Source organism: Paenibacillus barengoltzii NBRC 101215 (genome assembly GCF_004000745.1).
GTDB lineage: Bacteria > Bacillota > Bacilli > Paenibacillales > Paenibacillaceae > Fontibacillus > Fontibacillus barengoltzii.
In genome coordinates this window covers 97,695-122,287 of sequence record NZ_BILV01000011.1, presented here as the reverse complement: position 1 = coordinate 122,287, position 24,593 = coordinate 97,695, and the positions used below count along the sequence as shown (strand labels likewise).

At 50.9% G+C, this 24,593-nt stretch carries 23 protein-coding genes and 1 riboswitch; of the genes, 19 read left to right on the top strand and 4 right to left on the bottom strand.

Annotated elements, in window-relative coordinates; translation table 11 throughout:
* From PBA01S_RS05015 to PBA01S_RS04985, 7 genes are all read left to right on the top strand, one after another.
* A partial coding sequence (locus PBA01S_RS05015; protein WP_304363568.1) for an ATP-dependent helicase C-terminal domain-containing protein occupies positions 1 to 1,187 on the top strand: 1,187 nt, incomplete at its 5' end.
* Between the two features lie 630 nt (positions 1,188 to 1,817).
* Positions 1,818 to 3,908 (top strand): glycosyl hydrolase family 18 protein, encoded by a 2,091-nt coding sequence (locus PBA01S_RS05010; protein WP_127575475.1) that lies wholly within the window; start codon positions 1,818 to 1,820, stop codon positions 3,906 to 3,908.
* Between the two features lie 288 nt (positions 3,909 to 4,196).
* A complete protein-coding gene (locus PBA01S_RS05005) occupies positions 4,197 to 4,694 on the top strand; it encodes a PTS sugar transporter subunit IIA (RefSeq protein ID WP_127575474.1) in 498 nt (165 codons plus the stop codon).
* A 32-nt stretch (positions 4,695 to 4,726) separates the two neighbouring features.
* Complete coding sequence (nagE, locus tag PBA01S_RS05000) at positions 4,727 to 6,193, top strand: N-acetylglucosamine-specific PTS transporter subunit IIBC (RefSeq protein ID WP_016312327.1); 1,467 nt, start codon at positions 4,727 to 4,729, stop codon at positions 6,191 to 6,193.
* 166 nt (positions 6,194 to 6,359) lie between these two features.
* Positions 6,360 to 7,223 (top strand): sensor histidine kinase, encoded by an 864-nt coding sequence (locus PBA01S_RS04995; RefSeq protein ID WP_016312326.1) that lies wholly within the window; start codon positions 6,360 to 6,362, stop codon positions 7,221 to 7,223.
* On the top strand, positions 7,195 to 7,842 hold the full coding sequence (locus tag PBA01S_RS04990) for a response regulator (RefSeq protein WP_016312325.1): 648 nt from the start codon (positions 7,195 to 7,197) through the stop codon (positions 7,840 to 7,842). Before PBA01S_RS04995 ends, PBA01S_RS04990 begins: the two co-directional genes overlap by 29 nt.
* Before the next feature lie 109 nt (positions 7,843 to 7,951).
* A complete protein-coding gene (locus PBA01S_RS04985; RefSeq protein WP_028538952.1) occupies positions 7,952 to 8,338 on the top strand; it encodes a cupredoxin domain-containing protein in 387 nt (128 codons plus the stop codon).
* Positions 8,339 to 8,394: 56 nt separating this feature from the next.
* Here PBA01S_RS04985 and PBA01S_RS04980 read toward each other — a convergent pair whose 3' ends face one another.
* From PBA01S_RS04980 to PBA01S_RS04965, 4 genes are read right to left on the bottom strand one after another with little or no spacing between them, the layout of a single operon-like run.
* Positions 8,395 to 8,694 carry a metal-sulfur cluster assembly factor gene (locus PBA01S_RS04980; protein WP_016312323.1) on the bottom strand — a complete coding sequence of 100 codons (300 nt, stop codon included), beginning with the start codon at positions 8,692 to 8,694 and terminating at the stop codon, positions 8,395 to 8,397.
* 26 nt (positions 8,695 to 8,720) lie between these two features.
* Complete coding sequence (locus PBA01S_RS04975) at positions 8,721 to 9,962, bottom strand: heme-copper oxidase family protein (protein WP_051416951.1); 1,242 nt, start codon at positions 9,960 to 9,962, stop codon at positions 8,721 to 8,723.
* A 13-nt stretch (positions 9,963 to 9,975) separates the two neighbouring features.
* A complete protein-coding gene (locus tag PBA01S_RS04970) occupies positions 9,976 to 10,530 on the bottom strand; it encodes a DUF2249 domain-containing protein (protein ID WP_127575473.1) in 555 nt (184 codons plus the stop codon).
* 43 nt (positions 10,531 to 10,573) lie between these two features.
* A complete protein-coding gene (locus PBA01S_RS04965; protein ID WP_127575472.1) occupies positions 10,574 to 11,572 on the bottom strand; it encodes a multicopper oxidase domain-containing protein in 999 nt (332 codons plus the stop codon).
* 219 nt (positions 11,573 to 11,791) lie between these two features.
* Positions 11,792 to 11,987, top strand: a riboswitch (cobalamin riboswitch).
* 145 nt (positions 11,988 to 12,132) lie between these two features.
* Here PBA01S_RS04965 and metE point away from each other — a divergent pair.
* From metE to PBA01S_RS04905, 12 genes are all read left to right on the top strand, one after another.
* Positions 12,133 to 14,451, top strand: coding sequence for a 5-methyltetrahydropteroyltriglutamate--homocysteine S-methyltransferase (gene metE / locus PBA01S_RS04960; RefSeq protein ID WP_127575471.1), 2,319 nt, complete (start codon positions 12,133 to 12,135; stop codon positions 14,449 to 14,451).
* A gap of 128 nt (positions 14,452 to 14,579) precedes the next feature.
* Positions 14,580 to 15,206, top strand: coding sequence for an FMN-dependent NADH-azoreductase (locus PBA01S_RS04955; protein WP_127575470.1), 627 nt, complete (start codon positions 14,580 to 14,582; stop codon positions 15,204 to 15,206).
* A gap of 187 nt (positions 15,207 to 15,393) precedes the next feature.
* Entirely contained in the window at positions 15,394 to 16,128 is a 735-nt protein-coding gene (locus PBA01S_RS04950; protein WP_127575469.1) for a hypothetical protein, read from the top strand.
* A gap of 15 nt (positions 16,129 to 16,143) precedes the next feature.
* Positions 16,144 to 16,347, top strand: coding sequence for an ATP-binding cassette domain-containing protein (locus tag PBA01S_RS04945; RefSeq protein WP_028538946.1), 204 nt, complete (start codon positions 16,144 to 16,146; stop codon positions 16,345 to 16,347).
* A gap of 240 nt (positions 16,348 to 16,587) precedes the next feature.
* On the top strand, positions 16,588 to 17,301 hold the full coding sequence (locus PBA01S_RS04940; protein ID WP_016312315.1) for an MgtC/SapB family protein: 714 nt from the start codon (positions 16,588 to 16,590) through the stop codon (positions 17,299 to 17,301).
* 198 nt (positions 17,302 to 17,499) lie between these two features.
* Complete coding sequence (locus PBA01S_RS04935; protein WP_255315291.1) at positions 17,500 to 19,239, top strand: ABC transporter ATP-binding protein; 1,740 nt, start codon at positions 17,500 to 17,502, stop codon at positions 19,237 to 19,239.
* Position 19,240: 1 nt separating this feature from the next.
* On the top strand, positions 19,241 to 19,921 hold the full coding sequence (locus PBA01S_RS04930; RefSeq protein WP_127575468.1) for a response regulator transcription factor: 681 nt from the start codon (positions 19,241 to 19,243) through the stop codon (positions 19,919 to 19,921).
* On the top strand, positions 19,918 to 20,982 hold the full coding sequence (locus PBA01S_RS04925; protein ID WP_051416948.1) for a sensor histidine kinase: 1,065 nt from the start codon (positions 19,918 to 19,920) through the stop codon (positions 20,980 to 20,982). Before PBA01S_RS04930 ends, PBA01S_RS04925 begins: the two co-directional genes overlap by 4 nt.
* A gap of 105 nt (positions 20,983 to 21,087) precedes the next feature.
* On the top strand, positions 21,088 to 21,792 hold the full coding sequence (locus PBA01S_RS04920; RefSeq protein WP_028538942.1) for a response regulator transcription factor: 705 nt from the start codon (positions 21,088 to 21,090) through the stop codon (positions 21,790 to 21,792).
* Entirely contained in the window at positions 21,782 to 22,873 is a 1,092-nt protein-coding gene (locus tag PBA01S_RS04915) for a sensor histidine kinase (RefSeq protein ID WP_127575467.1), read from the top strand. Before PBA01S_RS04920 ends, PBA01S_RS04915 begins: the two co-directional genes overlap by 11 nt.
* Before the next feature lie 193 nt (positions 22,874 to 23,066).
* Positions 23,067 to 23,558 carry a sigma-70 family RNA polymerase sigma factor gene (locus PBA01S_RS04910; protein WP_127575466.1) on the top strand — a complete coding sequence of 164 codons (492 nt, stop codon included), beginning with the start codon at positions 23,067 to 23,069 and terminating at the stop codon, positions 23,556 to 23,558.
* 170 nt (positions 23,559 to 23,728) lie between these two features.
* Entirely contained in the window at positions 23,729 to 24,574 is an 846-nt protein-coding gene (locus PBA01S_RS04905) for an aldo/keto reductase (RefSeq protein WP_028538940.1), read from the top strand.
* Positions 24,575 to 24,593 lie beyond the last annotated feature (19 nt).

Genomic DNA, 24,593 nt, shown 5'->3' with positions numbered 1-24,593 from the left:
GGCTCGCGGAGCCGGAGCCGCTGGCTGAGGCGTCGCCGCTCGGCGCGCCTGAGGCGCCCGCCGAGCTTGGCGGATGGGTCGTCGTGGATGCCGAAGACGACCCTGATTTCGAGCCGCCGGACAGCGAGGCCGCGTCCGGCGCTGAGCCCACAGCTCCCGCACCAGCCGGATCTGACCTGACTTCGCAAGCTCCATCTGCGTCCGTTCCTACGGATCTGGACCGCTGCTGCGGATTGCTCGTCTCCTTCGCTTATCCGGATCGGATTGCGTTCCGCCGCCCAGATGGACGGTATGTGATGCGTAACGGGCGGGGGGCGCAGCTGCTCCACAAGGATTCCTTAGGCCAATCTGCGTTCCTGGCGATTGCCGAGGTTGACGACGAGGGGACCGAAGGGCGGATTTTGCTGGCAGCCCCGTTGGAGGAAGAGGACGTCTACCGCCATCATGCGGAGGGAATTACCGAGGAGAGGCGGGCGGAATGGGATGATGCATCGGGAACAGTGCGGGCGAGAATCCGCCGGACCTTTGGCGCAATCGTGCTGCGGGAGCAGCCGGATCCGTCGCCAAGCGCGGAGCAGATTGTGCAAGCCTTGCTCGAGGCCGTTGCCACCAAAGGCGTTGCCATCTTGCCGTGGACGGAGAAGGCGAGGAAGCTGCAGGAGCGGATGATGTTTTTGCACCGCCTCAATCCGGATTGGCCGGATGTGTCCGATGATACGCTGGCCGCAACCGCGGAGGAATGGCTGGCGCCGTATTTATCCGGAGTTCGTAAGCGGTCGGATTTGCAGGCACTGTCTCTGTACAATATCCTGGAGAGTCTGCTGACTTGGCCGCAACAACAGGAGTTAAATGCCGAAGCGCCAACACACCTGCTTGTCCCCAGCGGCTCCAAAATCCAAATCCACTACGACGGCCCTCAAGCCCCTTATGCGGCGGTACGCTTGCAGGAAGTGTTTGGCATGATGGAGACACCGCGGATCGGGTTTGGACGGGTTCCCATTACGCTGCATTTGTTGTCACCGGCCAGCCGTCCCGTTCAGGTTACCTCAGACCTGCGTAGCTTTTGGGAACATACCTATTTTGAGGTCAAAAAGGACTTAAAGGGGCGTTACCCGAAGCATTATTGGCCGGACGATCCGCTTCAAGCCACCGCAACCCGAAAATTGCGGCCGGATGGACTGCGTTAACATGAGTTTGGCGTGCCATCACTGACTTGAACCGGGATTGAACACGAAATATCGAATAGATTCAGCGGATAAGGGGCCATTTTGGCCTAATCTAAATGAAATTTCATATAAATTTGGGCTGATGGGAGCTTATTGCCACATTTTTATATGAAAAATCATATAGATTTCCTGATTACAACACTTTGTCACGAAATATGGATGAAAAATCGAGTATATCGACCAAACCAGCGCCATATCCCATTTTTCAGACGCGGTGATCTTCTGAGATCGCCGCGTTTTTTGCATTTTTTAGCCGATTAATCGATTAAATAATAGAAATTTATCCTTTTATACCCATTTCTATTATGATTTAATAGATTTGTAGGCGCTACTTAGAGATCCTCTAGGCGCCGGGATTGGCTTTGAGCGCTTACAAGAAGTGAAATGAGATCTAGTTATTTGTGGAGGTGATTGGCTGCGGCGGACAGAGGATAAGCGAGGAGCCCGTCGGATAGTTCCAAAGGGAAAGGAGAATGGTTGACGAACGCGAAAGACTCGTGACGTTGGCCCATTTCATGGATCACACAGCCAGAGTTCTTGCTGCTAGCTTTATTCCAATTCAATTTCGATTGAAAGAGAGGGATTTAAGTGATGCATTCGAAGAGAACCCATAGCTTCACCAAGAAGTGGAAGCTGTTTACTCTGACCTGTCTGGCTTTATCTCTGCTGCTGCCTGGCGGCCTGCTCCAACCGAAAGCCGCTGAGGCTGCTGATCCTTACAAAATCGTTGCCTACTATCCATCTTGGGGAGCTTATGACCGCAATTTTAATGTCAATGATATCGACGCCTCCAAGATCACCCATATCAACTATGCTTTTGCCGATATCGCCTGGGACGGCCGTCACGGCAATCCGGACCCAGCTGGTCCGAACCCTGTAACCTGGCCGACGCAGGACGAGAAGGGCCAAACCATTAACGTGCCTAACGGCACAATCGTCTTGGGAGACCCTTGGATCGATACCGGCAAGTTATTTCCCGGCGACACCTGGGATCAACCGTATGCAGGCAATATTCATCAGCTTAATAAACTCAAACAGGCGAATCCGCACCTGAAGACGATCATTTCGGTAGGCGGGTGGACCTGGTCCAATCGCTTCAGCGATGTGGCTGCCAGCCAAGTTACACGAGAGACCTTTGCCAACTCCGCTGTCGACTTCCTGCGGAAGTTTAACTTTGACGGCATTGATTTGGACTGGGAATACCCGGTTGCCGGCGGATTGCCGGGGAACAGCTATCGCCCTGAAGATAAGCAGAATTATACGAAGCTGCTTCAAGAGATCCGGAATAAGCTGGCTGCCGCCGGTGCGGTCGATGGCAAAAGATATTTGCTGACGATCGCTTCAGGGGCTTCACCTTCCTTTGTCAGCAATACGGAGCTCGGCAACATCGCCTCCATCGTCGACTGGATTAATATTATGACTTATGATTTTAACGGCGGGTGGCAGCAAATTACGGCCCATAATGCGCCGCTGTATTATGATCCGGCTGCTGGCAACGCTGGCGTACCCAGCGCCACGGTCTTTAATGCCGACGCCGCAGTGCAAGGCCACTTGAACGCCGGAGTTCCCGCCAATAAATTGGTCCTTGGCATTCCGTTCTACGGTCGCGGGTGGGATGGTGTAAACAACGCTGGCAACGGTCAATACCAAAGCGCCAGCGGAGGGTCTTCCGTCGGAACGTGGGAGGCCGGTTCCTTTGATTACTATGACCTGGAAGCAAATTATATCAATAAGAACGGGTATACTCGCTACTGGAACGATACAGCCAAGGTGCCGTATCTGTATAATCCTTCGGTCCGGCGGTTTATCTCGTATGACGATCCGCAATCCATCGGCTTCAAAACCGATTATATCAAGAGCCGCGGTCTTGCCGGGGCCATGTTCTGGGAGCTGAGCGGTGACCGCAACACAACGCTGCTCACCAAGCTGAGAAACGATCTGGGCGGAAGCGTAACACCGCCGGGAGATACAGTGGCTCCTTCTACGCCAACCGGTGTAACGGTCACCTCTAAAACGGCGAGCTCCGTCACGTTAATTTGGCAGCCTTCTACCGATAACGTTGGCGTTGTGGGATACAACGTCTTCCGGAACGGAATGCAAGCGGCCAGCGTAACGGGAACGACGGCGACGATCAGCGATCTTGCCCCTGAAACGACGTATACATTTACCGTGGTTGCAAGGGATGCTGCAGGTAATGTCTCACCCGCCAGCGCTCCGGTTACGGTTACGACCGAGCCGGGAACCAACCCAGGCGACTCAACTGCTCCAACTGCACCGGGTAACGTGACGGTGACGGCCAAAACCTCAACCAGCGTCAGCCTGAGCTGGAGTGCTTCGACCGATAACGTAGGTGTGACCGGATATGAGGTATACAACGGCAGTCAGCTTGCTGCGACGGTAACGGGAACAACGGCGACGATCAGCGGCCTAGCGCCATCGACTTCCTATACGTTTACCGTGAAGGCCAAAGACGCCGCCGGCAATCTCTCGCCTTCGAGCAACGCGGTGACGGTAACTACGGATTCGGAAGGGACAGGGCCGGCAGCTTGGGCACCCTATACGTCGTATACCGTAAATCAGCTCGTAACGTATAACGGTGTGACCTATAAAGTAATTCAAGCCCATACGTCGCTGCCGGGATGGGAACCGGATAAGGTGCCCGCATTATTTCAGGTGCTTTAAGAATAAAATTTAAAATAACTAACATCATGTGTACGCTTTCATTTTTCTATTGACGCTAGGAAGAGCTTGAATTATTATAGTCACATAACCGACCGACAATTAAATGACTTTTGGCGTGTTACCATTGTTTTAGAATGGGCATGAGCCAAGGAAAGCAGACCTAGATTAACCGTAGGCTTCTTTTCTTGGCTCTTTTTTTTCGCCTATATCTCCCAATATCCGGGAATAGGCATATTGATTTCTTAAAGATGCCAGAATATAGGTAATTAGAAATAGGAGGAGAGCCATATGTTTTCAAAATGGAGAAAGAAAAATACGGAGAGTAAAGTACTGGAGATCCTTTCGCCGCTAACCGGTGAGGCTGTACCGTTAGCTCAAGTTCCAGATGAAGCGTTCGCCGGGGGCCATATGGGGCCGGGGATCGCCGTTGAACCGAGCGAAGGACGTCTGGTTTCACCGTTTGACGGTAAAGTCGTTCATGTGATCAAAAGTAACCATGCCGTGATGATGGAGCATTCGTCGGGATTGCAGTTTCTGTTCCACCTTGGAATCAATACCGTGTCGCTCAAAGGTGAGGGCTTTACCGCCCATGTCTCCGTGGGGGACAAAGTTAAAGCAGGTCAGCTGCTTATCGAATTTGATATTGCAGCCATTCGCGAAGCGGGTTATCCGGTGATTTCGCCAATTATAGTAACAAACGCCGGAGAAGTGACAAGCAGCGTTGAACCTATCACCGGTCCTGTGACGGCAGGCAGCAGCGTCATTTTGAAGGCGGTTTTACAATAAAATCCAAGAAGTAAAGAAAGGATGGTTAATGCATGCTAGCTTTTCTCCAGAAAATCGGTAAGTCATTGATGCTACCGGTTGCAACACTGCCTGCAGCGGCAATTCTGCTCAGGTTCGGCAGCATCGACTACATCAAGGATTTTCACCTGGGGGATGGTGTTGGGGGATTTCTCAACACGTATATCGCACCGTTCTTGGCAGCAGGCGGGGGAACGATCTTTGACAATCTTCCGCTGATCTTTGCTGTTGGCGTTGCGATTGGTTTGGCCGGAGATGCGGTAGCTGCTTTATCCGCCGTTATCGGTCATTTGATTTTGCTGAACGTGCTTAGTCGAGTACCCGGCATTTTCCCAGAACTCATGCAATCCGCCGATACCAAACTCGATATGGGTGTACTAGGTGGTATTATCGTAGGTTGTATCTCAGCCTATTTGTACAAACGGTACCATAATATCAAGCTGCCAGATTGGTTAGGTTTCTTTGGCGGCAAACGATTTGTTCCAATGGTCACTGCCGTAACGATGGTTATTGTAGGTTTGATTTTCGGTTTGATTTGGGGACCGGTCCAAGCAGCTTTGGATGTTTTTGGCGATTGGGTAACCAGTCTGGGCGGCATTGGTTCGGCTATTCATATCATTGCGAACCGGTTGTTGATTCCGTTTGGTCTGCACCATATCATCAACTCAATTGTATGGTTCCAAATCGGGGACTTTACGAATGCAGCAGGGGACGTCATTCATGGCGATTTGCACCGTTTCTTCGCTGGAGACAAGACAGCAGGTATGTTTATGACCGGCTTCTTCCCGATCATGATGTTTGGTCTTCCGGCCGCAGCTTTTGCGATTATTCATACGGCTAAACCGGAAAGACGCAAAATGGTAAGCTCCATCTTCTTAGGAGCGGCATTGGCATCGTTCTTGACGGGGATTACAGAACCGTTGGAATTTGCCTTCATGTTTGTCGCTCCGGTGCTCTATGGGGTTCACGCAGTGCTGTCGGGGATTGCAGCTTATGTCACTTACGCGTTGGGTATGAAGCTTGGTTTCGGCTTCTCCGCGGGTTTCATAGACTACGCAATTAACTATCAAATCTCGACCAAGCCGTTGCTGCTCATCCCAGTAGGTCTGGTTACGGCGGTTGTATACTATATCATCTTCCGCTTCTTGATTGTCAAGTTGAATTTGAAAACACCAGGTCGTGAAGACGCTGAGGATATCGCTGAATCGGTAGAGGAAGAGACTTCCGGAACAGGGAAGGGAGCTACCGACAACCGTTCAGCCAAAATTCTGGCGAACATCGGCGGACCGGAAAATATTGAGTCCGTGGATGCGTGCATTACCCGCCTTCGCCTCGTCGTCAAGGACGATAAGCAAGTTAACGATGCCGCATTGAAGCAATTGGGTGCATCGGGCGTCATGAGACTCGGCAAAGGCGCTGTCCAAGTCGTGTTCGGACCGCAATCCGAAGCGATCAAGGATGACATCAAAAAAATGCTGTAAGGTAACGCACGTACCACAAAGCAGGGCGGAATGGCAGTTCCGCCTTGCTTTTTTATTTTACGGCTTTATCACACGAAAGGATTCAATTTTTTTGTCTAACGCTTGCCAGCCTGATCTCGGGTTAGGTAAAGTTAAGTCGAACGAAAACGACTTAAGGAGTTAGACGATGTCCTATAAATTTACGAAATGGTTGATCTTGATCATTCCAACGTTGGTGGTCGGGGTCTGGGAGGTGGTACGCCACCAATTTCTCATGCCCTTTGTGTCGATGGAGCTTGGGAATGTGCTGACACCGATTATTTTGTTTGCGGTGAGTATTACCTTGCAATATCGCTGGTTCGCAAACCTAGAACGCATGCAGGAAGAATTACAGCGGGAGCGGGCGCTGAAGGCCCGATTGGAGCAGCGGGAGCAGCTGGCTCGCGAGCTGCACGACGGAATCGCGCAATCTCTGTTCCTGCTCTCCGTCAAGGTGGACCGGGCCGAACGGCAACAACAGGCGGCAGGCAGTTCGTATGATTGGAACGGGCTGCGCAAATCAATTCATGAAGTGAACCGGTATGTACGAGAGGCGATTTCCGACCTGCGGATTCCTCCGGGCGCTCGGGAAGGTGAAGGGGATGAAGCCTCCATGTCGGCGATCGTGCGTCGGATTGCGGTGGAACAGCAACTCACGTTGCATTTGGACTGGCAATTGGAGGAAGCGGGTTGGCCGGCGAAGGCGAAGATGGTGCTGGTATCCTGCCTGCGGGAAGCGGTCATTAACGCAGCCAAGCATGCGGGCGTACAAGCCATCGAGATCTCGGCATCTGGAGATGCGCACAGTTTCACCGTCACGATTACAGATCGCGGACGCGGCTTCACGGAAGAGGCTGCAGTCAAACCAGGCCGCTACGGCCTGCAGATTATGCGGGAGCGGACGAACGAGATGGGCTGGGAACTGACAGTTGCGTCCCGGTCGGGAGAAACGATGATTCAAATTCGGGGAGGAGATGGTACAGATGAAGGTTCGCGTGTTGGTCGTGGATGATCATCCGCATGCGCGGGAAGCGATCGGGGAGATATTGGCCGAGGATGATTCATTTGAAATCGTGGCTTACGCGGAAAATGGCGACGAAGCCATCGCCCAGACGGAGCGGTGGATGCCGGATTTGATCTTGATGGATATTCGCATGCCGGGCAAGGATGGCTTGGAAACCACCCGCGAGATCAAGCTGCGCTACCCTTATGTGAAGATCGTCCTCATTACGGTATCGGATGATGCTGCTCATCTGTTTGAAGCGCTGAAGCAAGGCGCCCAGGGGTACCTGCTCAAAAATCTGGAGCCCGGAACCTGGTTGGAATATTTAAGGGCCATCGCCAGCGATGAAGCGCCATTATCCAGTGAGTTGGCATTGCGGATTTTGCAGGAGTTTCCGGTGAACAAACGATCAAACAGCGAGCAACCTCCGTTAACCGCCCGCGAACGGGAGATCCTCGGCTGGGTTGCGCAGGGTATGACCAATCGGGAGATTGCCGGGGTACTGCATATTTCCGACCAGACGGTCAAAAACCATCTCAAAAACATCTTGCAAAAGCTGCATTTGGAAAATCGGGTACAACTCACGCGTTATGCGCTGGAGCAAGGGTGGATTGACTCGCGGGGCTGATTTCAACAGCATCAGGGACAAAGCTTGAAGTTGTGATGGAAATCACAAGGCATGAATCCTTCCCGTTCTAAACTGAGAATAGCTCTTAGTTCAAGAGGGGGAAAGGCTGATGAACCAACGTTTGGGTGCTGTTGCCCGGTTGATTGCGGCCGGGATGCTATTGCTAACGGGATGTGCTGACGCCCCCGGGCGCTATATCGGCGGTTCTGAACCGGCAGCGGAAACGGCAGGACCGGTGAAGTCGTTTACTGTTTATGCCAGTTCTTCAGGATATGACTTGACAGAAATTAAGGTCAAAAAGGGCGATACGGTGCAAATTACGCTCGAAAATACCCAAGGGATGCATTCGCTGAAAATCAAGGGATACAACAAAGAAGTTCGCGGCGGCAAAACGATTACGTTTACGGCTGACCAAGCCGGAACCTTTGAGTACTCCTGCAACATCTCCTGTGGGAAGAACCATAAGCAAATGAAAGGCGTCCTGATCGTAAAATAACAAGCTGACGGCTCATCCCCCATAGATGAAGCCGTCAGCTTGTTTTGATAATTACCTCAAAAATACCCTAACTGTTCCTTGGCTGTCTCCGACATATGCTCCGGCGACCAGCGCGGCTCCCAGACGATGTCGATGACGGGGTTTTGGATGCCAAGTTGATCATGAAGTACCCATCGAACGCCGCCCACGATGGTATCATGCATCGGACAGCCAGGTGTCGTTAAGGTCATTTGAATGTAAACTTGATCCTCTTCTTCCCGAATATCGTATACCAGCCCAAGATCCACGATATTTACCCCAAGCTCGGGATCATAAACCTCACGCAGGCATTCACGGATTTGTTCAATTTTATTCATGGCGACTCCCTCCATTTGTAATGTCGTTAATGAGCAAACACCATCGCGATTATAGCGATGTAAGCCACCGAAACGATAGATAATACGGCGCCTCCAACGGCAATCCCGATCGAGGAGCCGGTCACGATGCCAATAAGGACGGTCAAATTCGCGCAAAGCATCAAGGTCAACCCAAGATTCACTTTCCGTTCGTTCAACAGGTCGGCCAGCACCGGGGTTCCCGGGCGTCCGGCTTGTTTGCCGTATTTGTAGGTCCACCATAGGAACGGTACAATTTTGGACAGGTAGCCAAGCACCGTAAACGAGACCCAGCAGCTTAAGTAAACAAAGCCAGCGGTAAGAACGGTTTGGGTTTCCAGCAGTTGCCCCGGTGACAGCAGCGCCCGTACCGCAAACATGACCGCAAAGGCGGCAAAGATTTGGCTCCCGGTCACCGTCCACTCAATGCCTGCCCCCGGGCTGCGCTTATGCCGTTTATTACGGATTTGCAGCAGATGAACGTTATAACAAAGGACGGCAACGACGATCAGGAGCAGTGCAGCGATTTTGAAGCCTGTCGGTAAACCAAACAGAAAGGAAGCCGCGCCCAGCAGAACTCCTGCGTTCCATACGCCCCAAACGACGAATTCCAGACGAGTTGGATAGTCATGGGACAAGTAAAACATCGGCAGCAGCTTATAACTGAACCCGGTGATCAACAGTCCAAACCAGCCTAATGTTCCTAGCCAAATATGCGTGCCAAATAGGTTTTCGTGCAAATCGTTGTATAGACCGGTCGCAAAATTGATCCCCATCGCCATCCCGGATAACCCCGTGAGCAGCAGGTAAAATATCGCGCAGGCGGTGCTCATGGTGATTGCGTTCCACGTTCTGGCCCGCAGCAACGTAGCGGTCAGGTTCCAGACGAACAAGACAACTCCTGAGAATGCAATTGTCGCAAAGCCGCCAATCCAATACGTATCGCCTTGAATGAAACCAAACAGCAGACCAAACAGCCCAATGGTAAACAGCGCAAAATGCACATACCCGAGACGTTCACTGTAAATATTTGACTGCAAAATAACGTTGATCAGCTGGTAGACGGCACCCATTGCCAGCATGGTTGCCCAGCCCAGTACAAACAGGTGGACCTGGAACCAGCCAGCCGGGCCGCGGATATCATCGCCGATCCAGCCCGTGAGCGACATCAGGGAGGTGGCGTGAAACAGGACGAATCCGAAGATTCCGGTGACGATAAAGAGAAAAGGCAGGCGGGACATGGCTTGCATCAGGTTCACCTCCTTAAGGTTTGCGGATCTGGACTTTGGCGGTTCCATCCGGTTGTTCTTCCACCGTATAGGTGCAGCCCAAGCTGTTTAACTCTTCGATTAGAAATACGGGTACTCGGTCGTTGTGAATATGCACCTCATCCCCTGACTTACAGCGATCCAGTGCCGCCAGCGTCCGGACCATCGGTTGCGGTGGTTCCAGACCGCGGTTGTCCAGCGTGATGATGTTGGGACTCGCGGTATTTTCGCTGGAAACCGCCGTTGATATCGGAGCAGCATCTGCTGTTGCTTCAATCGATTCGTTTTCTTCTTCGAGCCATGCTTTGTTTTTCTTATGAACAAATGTGGTAACCCAATGCTCTTTGTCCTGCATCACGGATTTGCCCACGAGCCCTTTCATTTTCAATAGCTTGAGCAGAGGAGTCGGTTTGAACGGAGCGTGTAGCACGAAGAGATCATCTTTCTCTAGCTTCTTAACGGTGTCCATGATGAGCTGGAACGGCTCCAGCTTGTTGCGTAGTTGCTCTCGGACGTCGAGCTCTATGATTTTGGCATCTTGTCGATTCATCCAACGTCACCTCGTTTATGAATTTACATGAATAGGCTAGTCCTTAATGGCTCATCACCGGTGCTCCATGATCCGTTCCGTCCTGGGTTACGCGCAAGATCGCCGTAGCGCCGAGGTTGGCGTCCCTCAGTTGATGGGTAAGGATTGGATAATCCCCTTCCTCTGTAACGGTAAATTCAACGACTGCGCCGCCGCCGGCTGGAAGCAATACGGTCTGCATTCCGTACAGCTGGTTGTTTGGATTCCCGTCCAGATAAACGCGATCAAAGGTCGTCCCGACCACATGGAACGAAGAAACGTGATTTGGCCCTGCATTGATGACGTACAAGCGGACCTGGTCGCCAACTTTGGCGAGGAACGGATGGTCTTTTAACGTAAAGTCATCGCCATTGAATACCACAACCTCCGGATCGCCTTGTTGAAACGCATCCAGATCATTGGCCGCATACCATTCACTTTGGACAATCGTATATTCTCGATCGATTTCCGAGTCCGTTGGGTAACCGTCTGTCGGTTCGACGATGATCATCCCGTACATCCCATTAGCCACATGCAGCAGCACCGGACTAACTCCGCAATGATACATGAACACGCCTGGCGTGGTGGCGGGATAAGTAAACGTGCCGTGCTCGTTAGGCATCACGTCAATGAACTTCTTGTTTGGAGCGGCATGGACCGCATGGAAATCCATGGAGTGCGGCATGTCGGGATCTAAGTTTTTTAAGGTAAACTCCAGCTGATCGCCTTGCTTTACCCGCAACACCGGACCAGGGGCGGTTCCGTTAAACGTCCAAGCCGGATAAGTGACACCTTCGGAGATCTCGATATCCGCCTGCTGCGCAGTCATTTCAATGCGGACGGTATGGCCTTCCCGTCTAATGATCGGCTCCACGGGCGGTGGATGGAGATGCAGCTCTTCCGCTTGCAGGGGAGGGGCACTGACCTGAGGGGGCTCCGACGGGAACGCAAACCATGCTGCGGCAATCATGATCAGACAGCATAAGCTAATCAACAGAAGCTTTGGGATGTTCCGCGATTTCATCGGTCATTCCTCTTTCTATCTATAATGGTGAAGGAAATAGCTCCTTGATGTACTTTCATCGTACGACGGGTCTAGAGGGTGGATTGTGATATGTATCACATGAATGTTGTCGAAAATGTTGTCGTTTGTGCTCCATCCTGCTACACAAATAAGTAAATTCCGATCTGTTTGGTATTGTATTCACAAGACAGATGAAGTAAGATGTAAGGTATATTCCAACCGAATATAGCGGAAATAGGTGTTTCGGCCGAGCATGGCTGAAGCTTAAAAGGGAAGTCCGGTGCAATACCGGCGCGGTCCCGCCACTGTAACGGAGGAGTCGGATGTATGAGATGCCACTGGTGACAATCACTGGGAAGGCTGCATCCGGCGAAGATCCCGGAGCCAGGAGACCTGCCTATTTCAACAGCACTGCAGTACCTACGGGAGATAGGGAGGTGTTAAAGTTGCAAGCCATCGAACAACGGATCGAAGGTCCTCTTTAGCCATGCTATCGAGGACCTTTTTTGTGTTTTTTACGGACTTAGTATGATTGATCAAACCAATGGGAGGAAATGAACATGGGGAACTTTTTGAGTGGTAATCTGGGGTATCCCAGAATCGGTGGACAACGGGATTGGAAGAAGCAAATCGAGGCATATTGGTCAGGGAAAATCACAGAGCCGGAGCTTCATGCTCGATTAAAAGAGATTCGCTTGAACAACCTGCGTGTGCAGCGGGATCGGGGGCTTGATATCATACCGGTTGGTGATTTTACGTATTATGATCACGTTCTGGATACGGCGACGATGTTTGGGCTTGTACCGGAGCGCTTCGCTTGGAACGGGGAACAAATCTCGCTTGATCTGTATTACGCGATCGCAAGAGGCAATGACGAAGCAACCGCCAGCGAGATGACCAAATGGTTTAATACGAACTACCATTATATCGTACCTGAGCTGGGGAACCGTGATCCCAAGTTGACTGTCAATCGGCCGCTGCAAGCCTATCTGGAGGCGAAACAGGAGCTCGGGATCAACGGAAGGCCTGTTCTGCTCGGACTGTTTACGTTGCTGAAGTTATCCAAAGGGGAAACCGCGGGGGAGGCTGAAACTTGGACCCAAAAGCTGCTGCCTCTGTACGTACAGGTGTTGCGCGAACTGGAGGCAGCGGGTGCAGATTGGGTGCAAATCGATGAACCGGCTGTTGTTGTCTCTTTAAGTGAGGAGGACGTACTACAGCTTCGCTTGATCTACAAGACGATTACGCAGGAGGTTCCGGGATTGCGACTGATGCTCCAAACCTATTTTGATGCGGTCGAACGGTATGATGAACTGATTGAACTGCCGGTGCACGGTTTGGGATTGGATTTCGTTCATGGCCGGGAAGGTAACCTCGAATCACTCCGGCGTTCCGGCTTCCCTGCTGACAAGACGCTGGGTGCGGGACTGATTGACGGGCGGAATATTTGGCGTACGGATTTAGATGAGGCACTAAACCTGCTGAAGGTGATTTCGCTTCAGGCCGGAGCGTCGGAGGTCATCGTGCAGCCTTCTTGCAGCTTGCTACATGTCCCGGTATCTGTAACAAGGGAGGAGCGGCTGCATCCGGTATTGCACGATGCGCTGGCCTTTGCCGAGCAGAAGCTGGAGGAGTTGGTGAGCTTATGCAAGGCGGCCCACGGAGAAGGAGCGGAGCCGGTGCAGTTCACCGAGAATCGCCGGGCTTTGGCTGCGCTTGCTGCAGATCCAGCCCGCAACCTTCCATTCGTACGGGAAGAAGCAGCGCAGGCCGCAGCTGCTCCGGCTGAGCGCGCCAGCGATTTCGCCGAACGGCGGCGGAAGCAGCAGGCGAAGTGGCAGCTGCCGTTCCTGCCGACTACAACGATTGGCAGTTTCCCGCAAACCGCCGAGGTGCGGGCTGCAAGGCAGAAGTGGCGTAAAGGTGAGTGGAGCGCGGAGAAGTACGAAGCGTTCATCCAAGCGGAGATCCGCAGATGGGTGGAGTTTCAAGAGGAGATCGGGCTCGACGTATTGGTGCACGGTGAGTTTGAGCGGACCGATATGGTGGAGTTTTTTGGCGAGAAGCTCCCAGGATTTGCGTTTACGCAAGGAGGCTGGGTCCAGTCCTATGGAACGCGCTGCGTGAAGCCTCCGATCATTTATGGAGACGTCGAATTTGCTGGGCCAATGACCGTGAAGGAAACGGCCTACGCCCAAAGCCTGACGAACAAACCGGTGAAAGGCATGTTAACAGGTCCGATCACGATCTTGAACTGGTCCTTTGTTCGCAGTGACCTGTCCCGGGAGCAGGTGGCTTATCAAATTGCATTGGCCTTGCGAAAGGAAGTCGAAGTGTTGGAGGAAGCGGGAATTGAAATGATCCAGGTGGACGAGCCTGCGCTGCGCGAAGGACTGCCGCTGAAGCAGAAGGACTGGTCGAACTATTTGAACTGGGCAGTGAAGGCGTTCCGGGTGACGACTTCATCGGTACGGGATACGACCCAAATTCATACGCATATGTGCTACTGCGAATTTGACGATATCTTGGAAGAGATCCGTGCGCTGGATGCGGATGTTATCTCGATCGAAACTTCACGGAGCCACGGCGAGCTGATCCACAGTTTTGAGAAGCATACGTATCCACTTGGAATCGGGTTAGGGGTTTACGACATTCACAGTCCGCGCGTCCCGTCCGCGGAGGAGATGATACGATTGATCGAGCGAGCGATTCAAGTGTTAGATCCGGAATTGTTCTGGGTCAACCCTGATTGCGGTTTGAAAACGAGGGGACAACAGGAGACAGTCGCAGCTTTGAAGCAAATGACGGCGGCAGCAGAGCAGGTTCGCAGCAAATTTAGAAGAGGAATACAGGCGGAAACGGAAGTGGATAAAGTTTGAATTTTTTGAATCTGTAATTGACAAAGTGGTAGTTAGTGATTATTATAACTATTGTTAAACTAGTTGCAAGCTAATATATAGTAACTAAGGAAAATAAAGTAGAAAAGAAGAGTCGGAGGGAAACACAAATGTCTCAAGTTTTATTTGTTAAGGCTAATAATCGCCCAGCAGAGCAATCTGCTACCGTAAAGTTGTACGAAAGCTTCTTGCAAACGTACAAAGAAACTCATCCTCATGATGAAATCATCGAATTGAACCTGTTTGAGTTGAACCTGCCTTATTATGATTTGGATATGCTGAACGGGCTGTTCAAAGTCAATAACGGGATTCCAACAACGCCAGAAGAGCAAAAAGCTGCTGACTTGGCTAACGGCTATTTGGAGCAATTTCTGAATGCGGATAAGGTCGTATTTGCATTCCCGCTATGGAACTTCACGATTCCAGCACAGCTGTTGACGTACCTGTTCTACTTGAACCAAGCGGGTAAAACGTTCAAGTACACCGAACAAGGTCCGGTGGGCTTGGTTGGCGATAAGAAAGTAGCGTTGCTGCAAGCGCGTGGCGGTGTTTATTCCGAAGGTCCTGCGACTGCGCTGGAAATGTCCCTGAACTATGTGAAGAACACCCTGGCCTTCTGGGGCATTAACGATCCGGAAGTCGTTGTGGTTGAAGGACACAACCAATTCCAAGACCGCGCCGAAGAAATCATTCATGATGGCGTAAAACGCGCTGCCGAACTGGCTGCTAAATTCTAATTGAACTGATTCATTAATTCAGAAGCCTGAGCCGTTTCATGATGGTTCAGGCTTTTTTCTTCTTGACCAATGAAGCAGGGAATAAATAAAATGAGAATAATTGAAATTCTAACAATATTAGAAAAATATCCCTATAGTCACTGATCAAGGAGTTATAATAATGAGAATCGTGTACGAGTATGTTCGGTTGTTTGCGATCATGACGATGAACCACAAAATCGGTTTCCTATGGTATCTGGTGTTTCCGCTCTTTCTCTTTTTTGTATATCATGCACCATGGCTAATGCAGCAACCGGAAGAAGACACTTTTATTCATCAGTCTAGCTTGTTTATCTCCTATATCACTTTAGTGATGTCTGTAGAAGTGACTACAAGTCTAATTTCGTTACGAGAAACGGGCTTTTTAAAAATGTTTAAATTCGTTTCTGGCAGCAAAAATGGCGTAATACTAGGCAAATTGATCAGCCAGCTTGTGTTCCTCATCCTCATGATTCTGTTGTTCACCGCAATTACAGGGACTTTATATTTGAACAGTTATGCGCATTTTCTCCCCTTTGTAATGACCGCTTTAACGTCCAGCCTGATTGGAGGGCTTGCGGTTTCCCTGTTTGTTCTGAACATTCTATTCTTGCCTGTCCGACAGGAAGCATTAATGACCCTTCTCAATATCTCGGTGCTGGTGATGTTTTTGATATCGGCCAACTCAGATTCCTTGCCGTTTCCGCTTGGGCATGTGATGGCTTTCATTAACCCGCTGGAGTACGTTCGGAATTTGACTTTCGTCTTTGCAGAGTGGTTTACAGGCCAACCGATCAGCCACTTGTCTTCCGTTTATCTATTTCTTATCACAGGCCTTTACATGGGGTTGGGAACGACAGGCTTCAAATGGATTAAAATTGTATCCCCCACTTACCGCACTTGAACGAAGGAGGAACCGATGATCACCATTCGTCATTTAAGCTATACCTATAAGAAGTCCGATCGTAAGGTCTTAAACGATTTGTGTGCAGACTTTGAAGCGGGGAAGATTCAGGTCTTGATTGGAAAAAATGGTTCAGGAAAAACAACTCTTTTTGATTTAATCGCCGGCGCCATACCCTGCATGATTTTCAGAAAGTGGATTGTAAAATTCATCTCCTGAACCAAGGAAGGTTCACATTTGAAGGTACCTATGATCAGTTTGTGAAATCTTATTCTGATGCGAATCCCGACGATATTTTTGCTGAACGTTTAACACAGTAAGCCCAAGAAACTCCTGCTGGCTAGGTAGCGTGTCCAGTCGCATGAGTTTCTTTTTCATATTTTGGGAGGGGATGTTCGATTTGCACCAAAGTGCCGAATACAATTATACTCACCTTATATACTTGGAGGAGTTGCGATCATGATGAACGAAATGGAAATCGTTGTAAAACTGTGTCTCGCGCTATTGTTCGGGCTATTTATCGGGATCGATCGGCAATTAAAGCAGAAACCGCTGGGCATCAAGACAAGTATGGTCATTTGTATTGCCAGCTGCTTGGTTACGATTGTGTCGATCGAGGCGTTTGCTAAATTCGCTGGACCAGATCATCCGAACATGGATCCGATGCGGCTGGCAGCGCAAATCGTCAGCGGGATCGGTTTCCTGGGGGCAGGGGCGATCCTTCGCCGAAGCAATGAAGGAATCTCCGGCCTGACCTCTGCGGCGATGATCTGGGCAGCGTCAGGGATTGGTATCGCGATCGGAACCGGCTTCTACCTCGCGGCTGCATTAACGGTGGTTTTACTCATCATTTCCGTGAATGTTGTACCTTATATCATTAAATGGATTGGACCATATAAGCTGAATCAACGTGACGTCTCCATCAAAATCGTCATGGAGGATCATGGCAACGTCACCGAACTGATTCGGATCATTGAATGCAGCGGGGATCTGGAACAAACATCGAAGATGAACAAGCACCGGATTCGGCGGCTGAAGATCAAAGACCTGGAGGAGGGCCGCCAGCGCGTCGATATGGTGATTACCGCATCCGAGAAGGAGTATACGACGGAGCTGTACCATTTTCTCCGGAAGATTAACCATGTCATCAGTGTGGAAGTAGAAAATCTCTAGTTTCAACATTAACATTGTTTAACTTCAGTTTAAATTCGATATGTAGTCTTTTTCCTAGAGCCGGTATGTCCGGCTCGTCTTGTTTCAGATAGAGAGGGAAGGGAAGAGAACCACATGCCAAGGAATAACCCTAACTTAAAAAATATAGATGATCAAGTGAGCCAAAGCGGAGGAAGTTCAAAGGCGTTTTTTCGCCTGATGCGAGAAACGAAACCGCCGCTGCCGCTCTTTGTTGTCGCGATCGTCCTCAGCCTCCTGTCAACGTTGGTCAGCCTCGTCATTCCGATGTTCACGAAAAATCTCGTTGACGGTTTTTCGCTGTCTTCCATCAGCGGGTCGCAGATCTTGTGGATCGGTGCTGCATTTATCGGGATGTCCGTCGCTTCCGGCGTATCGATCTTCCTGCTGAATTATACTGGTCAGCGCATGGTTGCCAGCCTTCGGGATCGATTGTGGAAGAAGATGCTCCGCTTGCCGGTATCCTACTTCGACAATACTCGAACCGGGGAGTCGGTCAGTCGAATGACGAATGACACCGGAATTCTCAAAACGTTGATCTCCGAACAAGTCTCCGGCTTTATCAGCGGGATTATCTCGATACTAGGTGCGGTAGCCGTCCTGTTTTATTTGAACTGGAAAATGACCCTGGTCATGTCCGCGGTGATCCCTCTCGCCGCACTGATCCTTGTGCCGCTGGGCCGGACGATGTATAAAATCTCACTGGCTATGCAGGACGAGACCGCCTCGTTTACAGCGGCCTTAAGCCAGGTGTTGTCCGAAATCCGCCTGGTCAAAGCATCGAATGCGGAGCGGCAGGAATACGAAAGCGGCAACCAAGCGATCGGCAGACTGCTCTCCTTCGGTGTACGGGAGGGTAAAGTCATGGCATGGATTAGCCCCTTTATGGCCTTTGTGATGATGATGCTGCTTGTCGTGGTGATTGGCTACGGCGGGATGCAGGTAGCGAACGGCGGGCTGTCCGCCGGAGAATTGGTGGCGTTTATTTTGTACCTCGTTCAGATTGTCATGCCGATGACGCAGTTGACGACGTTTTTCACCCAACTTCAGAAAGCGAAAGGGGCAACCGAGCGGATTCTTCAAACGCTGGATGCCGAGGAAGAGCCTTTTGACCAAGGACAGGAGATTACCAAGGCGGATCAGCCGTTAATCGTGGACGGAGTTACCTTCGCGTACAATCCGGAAGAGCCGGTACTGCAGGACGTTTCGTTTACGATGGAACCGGGAACCGTAACCGCAGTTGTAGGCCCCAGCGGCGGCGGCAAAACGACGTTGTTTGCCTTGTTGGAGCGGTTTTATACACCGCAGCAGGGCAGCATCCGCTTGGGGGACGCCCCCATCGATTCATTCTCGCTGCGCTCCTGGCGCGGAATGATTGGCTACGTCTCACAAGAAAGTCCGATCATCGCCGGAACAATCCGTGAGAATCTGTGCTACGGCATCGAGCGCGAAGTCAGCGAAGCGGAGCTGAAGCGGGCGGCGGAGATGGCGTATGCGGATGGCTTTATCGCCGAACTGCCAAACGGGTTCGATACCGATGTCGGCGAACGCGGGGTTAAGCTGTCCGGGGGACAGCGACAGCGGATCGCCATTGCGCGTGCATTACTGCGTGATCCGAACATCCTCATGCTGGACGAAGCTACCTCGAGCCTGGACAGCAGCTCGGAAATTGTAGTTCAGAAGGCACTGAATAACCTGATGAAGGGTCGGACAACGATTGTCATTGCCCACCGGCTCTCGACCGTCATTGGGGCAGATCAGTTGATTTTTATTGAAAAAGGGAAGGTTACGGGCCGAGGCACACATGAGCAGCTCTTGCGCCAGCACGCCATGTATCGCGAGTTCGCCTCACAGCAGCTGCAAATCGCCGCAAGCCAAGAAGAGTCAGAACCGATTGATAACGAGGAGGAAGAGATGTAGCATGGCTAAAATTCTCGTTGTGGACGACGATCAACATATCCGTGAGCTGGTTCGCCTGTTCCTGGAGGAAGCGGGTATCGATCAAGTGTTGGAAGCTGAAAATGGCCGGGAGGCTCTGGCCCTAGTGGAATCAGAAAAGGTCGACATGGTGATCCTCGACATCATGATGCCGGAGATGGACGGCTGGGATCTTTGCCGTGAGCTGCGCCGTTACTATGAGATGCCGCTGCTCATGTTAACGGCGAAGGGGGAGACCCGGCAGGTGGTCAAGGGCTTTGAACTGGGCACGGACGATTACCTCGTCAAACCGTTTGAACCCGCCGAACTCGTTGCCCGGGTGAAGGCGCTGCTCAAGCGGTATCAAGTGTCGATCTCGCAGATCGTGACCATCGGTACGCTGCGAATGAATCGCAAAACCTTTGAAGTTGAAAATGGCGATGCCAGCTTTACGCTGCCGCTGAAGGAATTCGAACTGCTGTTCAAGCTGGGCAGCTATGCAGGGCGTACCCTCCCCCGGGAACAGCTGATTGAGGACATCTGGGGATACGATTTTGAAGGAAATGAACGCACGCTGGATGTGCATATTAATCGATTGCGCGAACGGTTTCCCGAAGAAACGTTTGGATTTAAAATTCGTACGATCCGTGGTCTCGGTTACCGTTTGGAGGTGGGGGAACGTTGATCTTCTGGAAGAGAGCCGGAGAGATCCTGCTCCGAATCGGCCAGTTTCTGATTATCCTCGCATGTTTCGGAATCACTTGGTCTTTGGCGCGCTGGGGAACTGCAGCGATTTACCGAAGATGGGAGCCTCCTTTTTCGGCTTATGTTATCGATCTGCTTAATGTCATTTTCGGTGTCATCTTATTATTATTGATCATGCTTCTGATATCCGCGATGTTCCGGCCTCGTCAACTGAGAAGCCTGAACCGCGTGATCGATGCGATTCGCCGGATCTCCCAAGGGGATTTCTCGGTTCGGATCGATGGATTTGAACGGATGAGGGAGTTTGAAACGATCGTGAACAGCTTTAATGAGATGGCACGGGCATTGGGACAAATGGAAACGATGCGGCAGGACTTCATCTCCAACGTATCCCACGAAATCCAATCCCCGTTAACCTCAATCCGCGGCTTCGCCCGAGCTTTGCGCAGACCGGACTTATCGCCAGAGAAACGGAACCATTACCTGGAGATTATCGAATCGGAAAGCCGCCGTTTGTCGCAGATGAGCGATAATTTACTGAAGCTCTCCGCATTGGAAACAGACCGTACCTCGCTGCAGACGAACCGGTTTCGGCTGGACCGCCAGCTGCAAAATGTGGTATTAGCCTGTGAGCCTCAGTGGCTAGCCAAAAACATTCAAATCCAGATGGAGGTTTCCGAGCTGGAGATTGAGGGCGTCGAGGATCTGCTCAGCCAGGTCTGGATGAATCTGATTCATAACAGTATCAAATTTACGCCGGAAGGCGGGGAAATCCGAGTGTCGCTTACGTCTGAAGAGGAGCGGGCAGTAGTTATGGTGGCGGACAACGGGATTGGCATGTCCGAGGAGGATTTGGTTCATATTTTTGAGCGTTTCTATAAAGCTGACAAAGCTCGTACACGCAAAGATGGGGGCAGCGGGCTTGGATTGTCGATCGTTAAAAAAATCGTGGACATCCATCAAGGTGAGATTACCGTCGCTTCTGAGCTCGGTAAAGGCTCTAGATTTCACGTGTTCATCCCTTTCCATTGGAAACAATAATGGTTGGAATTTGTAACCTTTTATTTGGATTTGGAGGCAAGAGACATGATATGATGGTATTGTGTGCTCTTGTCTAACCAGCTCAAATAAAGGATGATTGGATGAATGAGTAAACGTATTTTGATTGTCGATGATGACGAAAAAATCGCAAAACTAATCGAAATCTATCTTATAAATGAAGGTTATCATGTACTGAAGGCGGAGGACGGCTTGCGGGCGCTGGAGATCACCGAGCAGGAGGAAGTGGACTTGGTGATTCTTGATGTGATGCTCCCTGGGCTTGACGGAATCTCCGTTTGTATGAAGATTCGTGAATCCAAGACCACGCCGATCCTTATGTTAAGCGCCAAGGACGGCGATATGGACAAGATAACCGGGCTGATGACCGGAGCGGACGATTATATGGTGAAGCCATTTAATCCGCTGGAGTTGGTCGCCCGGGTCAAATCGTTGCTTCGTCGATCCTCTTATACTGTGCAGCCGCCAAGCTCAACACAGCCATCGCAGGATCATATTATCAAGATCGCCTCATTGGCGATCGATAAAGAAACGCACACGGCGACCGTAGACGGCAACCCGCTGAAGCTGACCCCAATCGAATTTGGCATTCTGCATCTGTTGGCGAGCCATCCCGGACGGGTATTTGGTTCTGAGGAAATCTTCGAATTGATTTGGAAGGATAAATATTTGGACAGCAGCAATTCGGTTACCGTGCATATCAGCCGCCTCCGGGATAAGCTGGAGAAGGAAATGGATGGGGAGAAGCTGATTCGTACCGTCTGGGGGGTTGGCTACAAACTTGAAAGCTAGCCTGCGTTTTGTAGCCTGGTTGTTCTGGACCGTCGTCACTTCACTAATTGCGCTGTTTTTGCTTATTTTGCTGGCGCGGTTATTTTTTATCAGCTTCCCTAGTATGACGGTGTACAATGTGGTGCTGTGGATTAACCGAAATATCGGTTTCCCGGAAGCGTACTATTTGACCGGCGTACCGATTCTAATGCTGTTTTCGTTGTATTTTTACCGCCGCAGCCTTCGTCGTCAAGAGAAGCGCTACTTGGAGCAGCTCATCGAAGAGGTCCATAAAATTGAAGCCGGCTCCGTACGGAAAATCCCCGTACAGAACGTTGGGCAGCTCGGGCAGCTTGCGACCGATATCAACCGGATGATCGACCGGCTGGTCACCTCCATCGAGGATGAACGGCGGGCGGAGCAGACGAAAAATGAGCTGATTACCAACGTATCCCATGATCTACGCACCCCGCTTACCTCGATTATCGGTTATTTGGGACTCATTGAAGAGGACCGTTACCGCGATGAGGTGGAGCTGCGTTATTATGTCAACATGGCCTTCGAGGAGTCACTTCGGCTAAAGCAGCTGCTACAGGACTTGTTCGAATACACGCGTATGCAAAATAAGGAGATGAAGCTGGAATTCAGGCGGATTAATCTCGCGGAGATGCTTCACCAAATGGCTGCGCATTTCGGCTGGCAGCTGCAGGAGAATGGCATGGAATGCCGGCTGTATCTGCACGGACCGCTGTACGTTCAGGCGGATGGGGACAAGCTTCGCAGGGTCTACGAGAACCTGATGACCAATGCGATCCGGTATGGTCACGAGGGGAAGTATCTGGATATTCGCGGCTGGCAGGAAGGCGAAGAAATCGTCACCGAAGTTGTCAATTACGGTGATCCGATTCCGACTGTGGACTTGCCGCATCTATTTGATCGGTTTTACCGTGTGGAGAAGTCACGCGCTTCCCAGACAGGGGGCTCCGGCATCGGCCTCGCGATCGCCAAGCATATTGTCGATTTGCACCATGGCTCCATCTCGGCGGACAGCAACGAGTATCGTACCGCGTTTACGGTACGGTTGCGCCGGGATGACGCCTGAAATATCAACTAGAATTCGCACGATGACGCCAGATGGCGTCTTTTTGTTTAAGGAAAACGCAGTAAATTCTTAAGGAAAACTTAACAATTTCTTAGTCGGGACGCAAACTCTATTCGGCATAATGGACCAAGTAAGGCGGAGATACAAAGACAGCCTTGTTTTTTGAAAGCCGGGAGAAAGTGAGGAATCAATCATGAAGACTCGTTCTATGGATTTGCTTTACCGCGAATATAAAAATGACGTTTTTCGATATTTGTATAGCATGTGCCACAACTCGCATATCGCTGAGGATTTGATGCAAGAGACGTTTTGCCGGGCGCTGATGCACCTGCACGAAGCAGAGGGGAAGAGAGCCAAGGCCTGGCTGCTTCGCGTCGCCCGTAACGCTTATATCGACTTGCTGCGGAAGGAAAGCCGGTCGTCTTCGTACGAAAATGAATTTTTTCACCGATATCCGAGCGACGATACTCCGGAGAAATCCGTGCTTGGCGAAGAGAGCCGCCAGGAACTCTACGCACAGCTGGCTTTTCTGCAGCCGAACCAACAACATGCGGTGCTGCTGTATGACGTACAGGGCTTCTCTTATCAGGAGTCGGCGGATTTGATGGGTATCTCGTTATCCCATTTCAAAATCGTATTGTACCGCGCCAGACAAAAGCTGCGTCGATCCAGAGAAACTGCCTGATCTGATACTTATCCTTCTTAAATACTTAACGATAGGAATACGATTTTTCTACCTCTGAGACTGCCTTTGGGCGGTCTTTTTGGTTTGTTCTCTGTTCATTTCGGTTGACTTGATGTAGGATATTACCAGAAATCGCCTGAACATAAAGGAGGACGAAACCCATGTCGAAGTTGCCAAATCATCTGCAAGACTGCGTGACATTAAACAATGGAGTTCAAATGCCTTGGCTGGGACTTGGCGTCTTTAAGGCCAAGGAAGGCGAGGAAGTCGTGCAAGCTGTGAAGGCGGCAATCCGCGCGGGCTACCGCAGTATTGATACCGCTTCCGCTTACCGCAATGAGGAAGGCGTGGGTCAAGGTGTCCGGGAGGCGCTGCAAGAGAACGGTCTTCAAAGGAAAGATGTATTTATAACGTCCAAGGTGTGGAACTCGGATCAAGGGTTTGAGACGACACTGAAGTCGTTTGACGACAGCCTGAAGCGATTAGGGCTCGACTATTTGGACTTATTTCTCGTGCATTGGCCCGTGAAGGGGAAGTACAAGGAGACGTATCGGGCGCTTGAAAAAGTGTATGCCGAAGGTAAGGTACGCGCGATCGGCGTAAGTAATTTTCAAATCCACCATTTGGAGGATTTGTTGTCCGAAGCCAAGGTTGTGCCGGCCGTCAACCAAGTGGAGTTTCATCCTTATTTGACTCAAAAAGAATTGCTTCGCTATTGCACGGAGAAAGGCATTCAGTTGGAGGCCTGGTCGCCGCTGGGCCAAGGTCATTTGCTGGAGCATGAGCTGCTGAAAGGCATTGCCAGCAAATATGGCAAAACGGTGGCACAGATTATTTTGCGTTGGGATGTACAACTGGGCGTCGTCACCATTCCGAAATCGATCCGGGAAGCTCGGATTATAGAGAATGCGGATATCTTTGATTTCGAATTAAGTGCCGAGGAGATGCAGGCGATCGATGGATTAAACCGCAACCAACGGTTCGGATCAGATCCAGATAAAAACATACCCAAATAAATGAATCAACCATTCTATA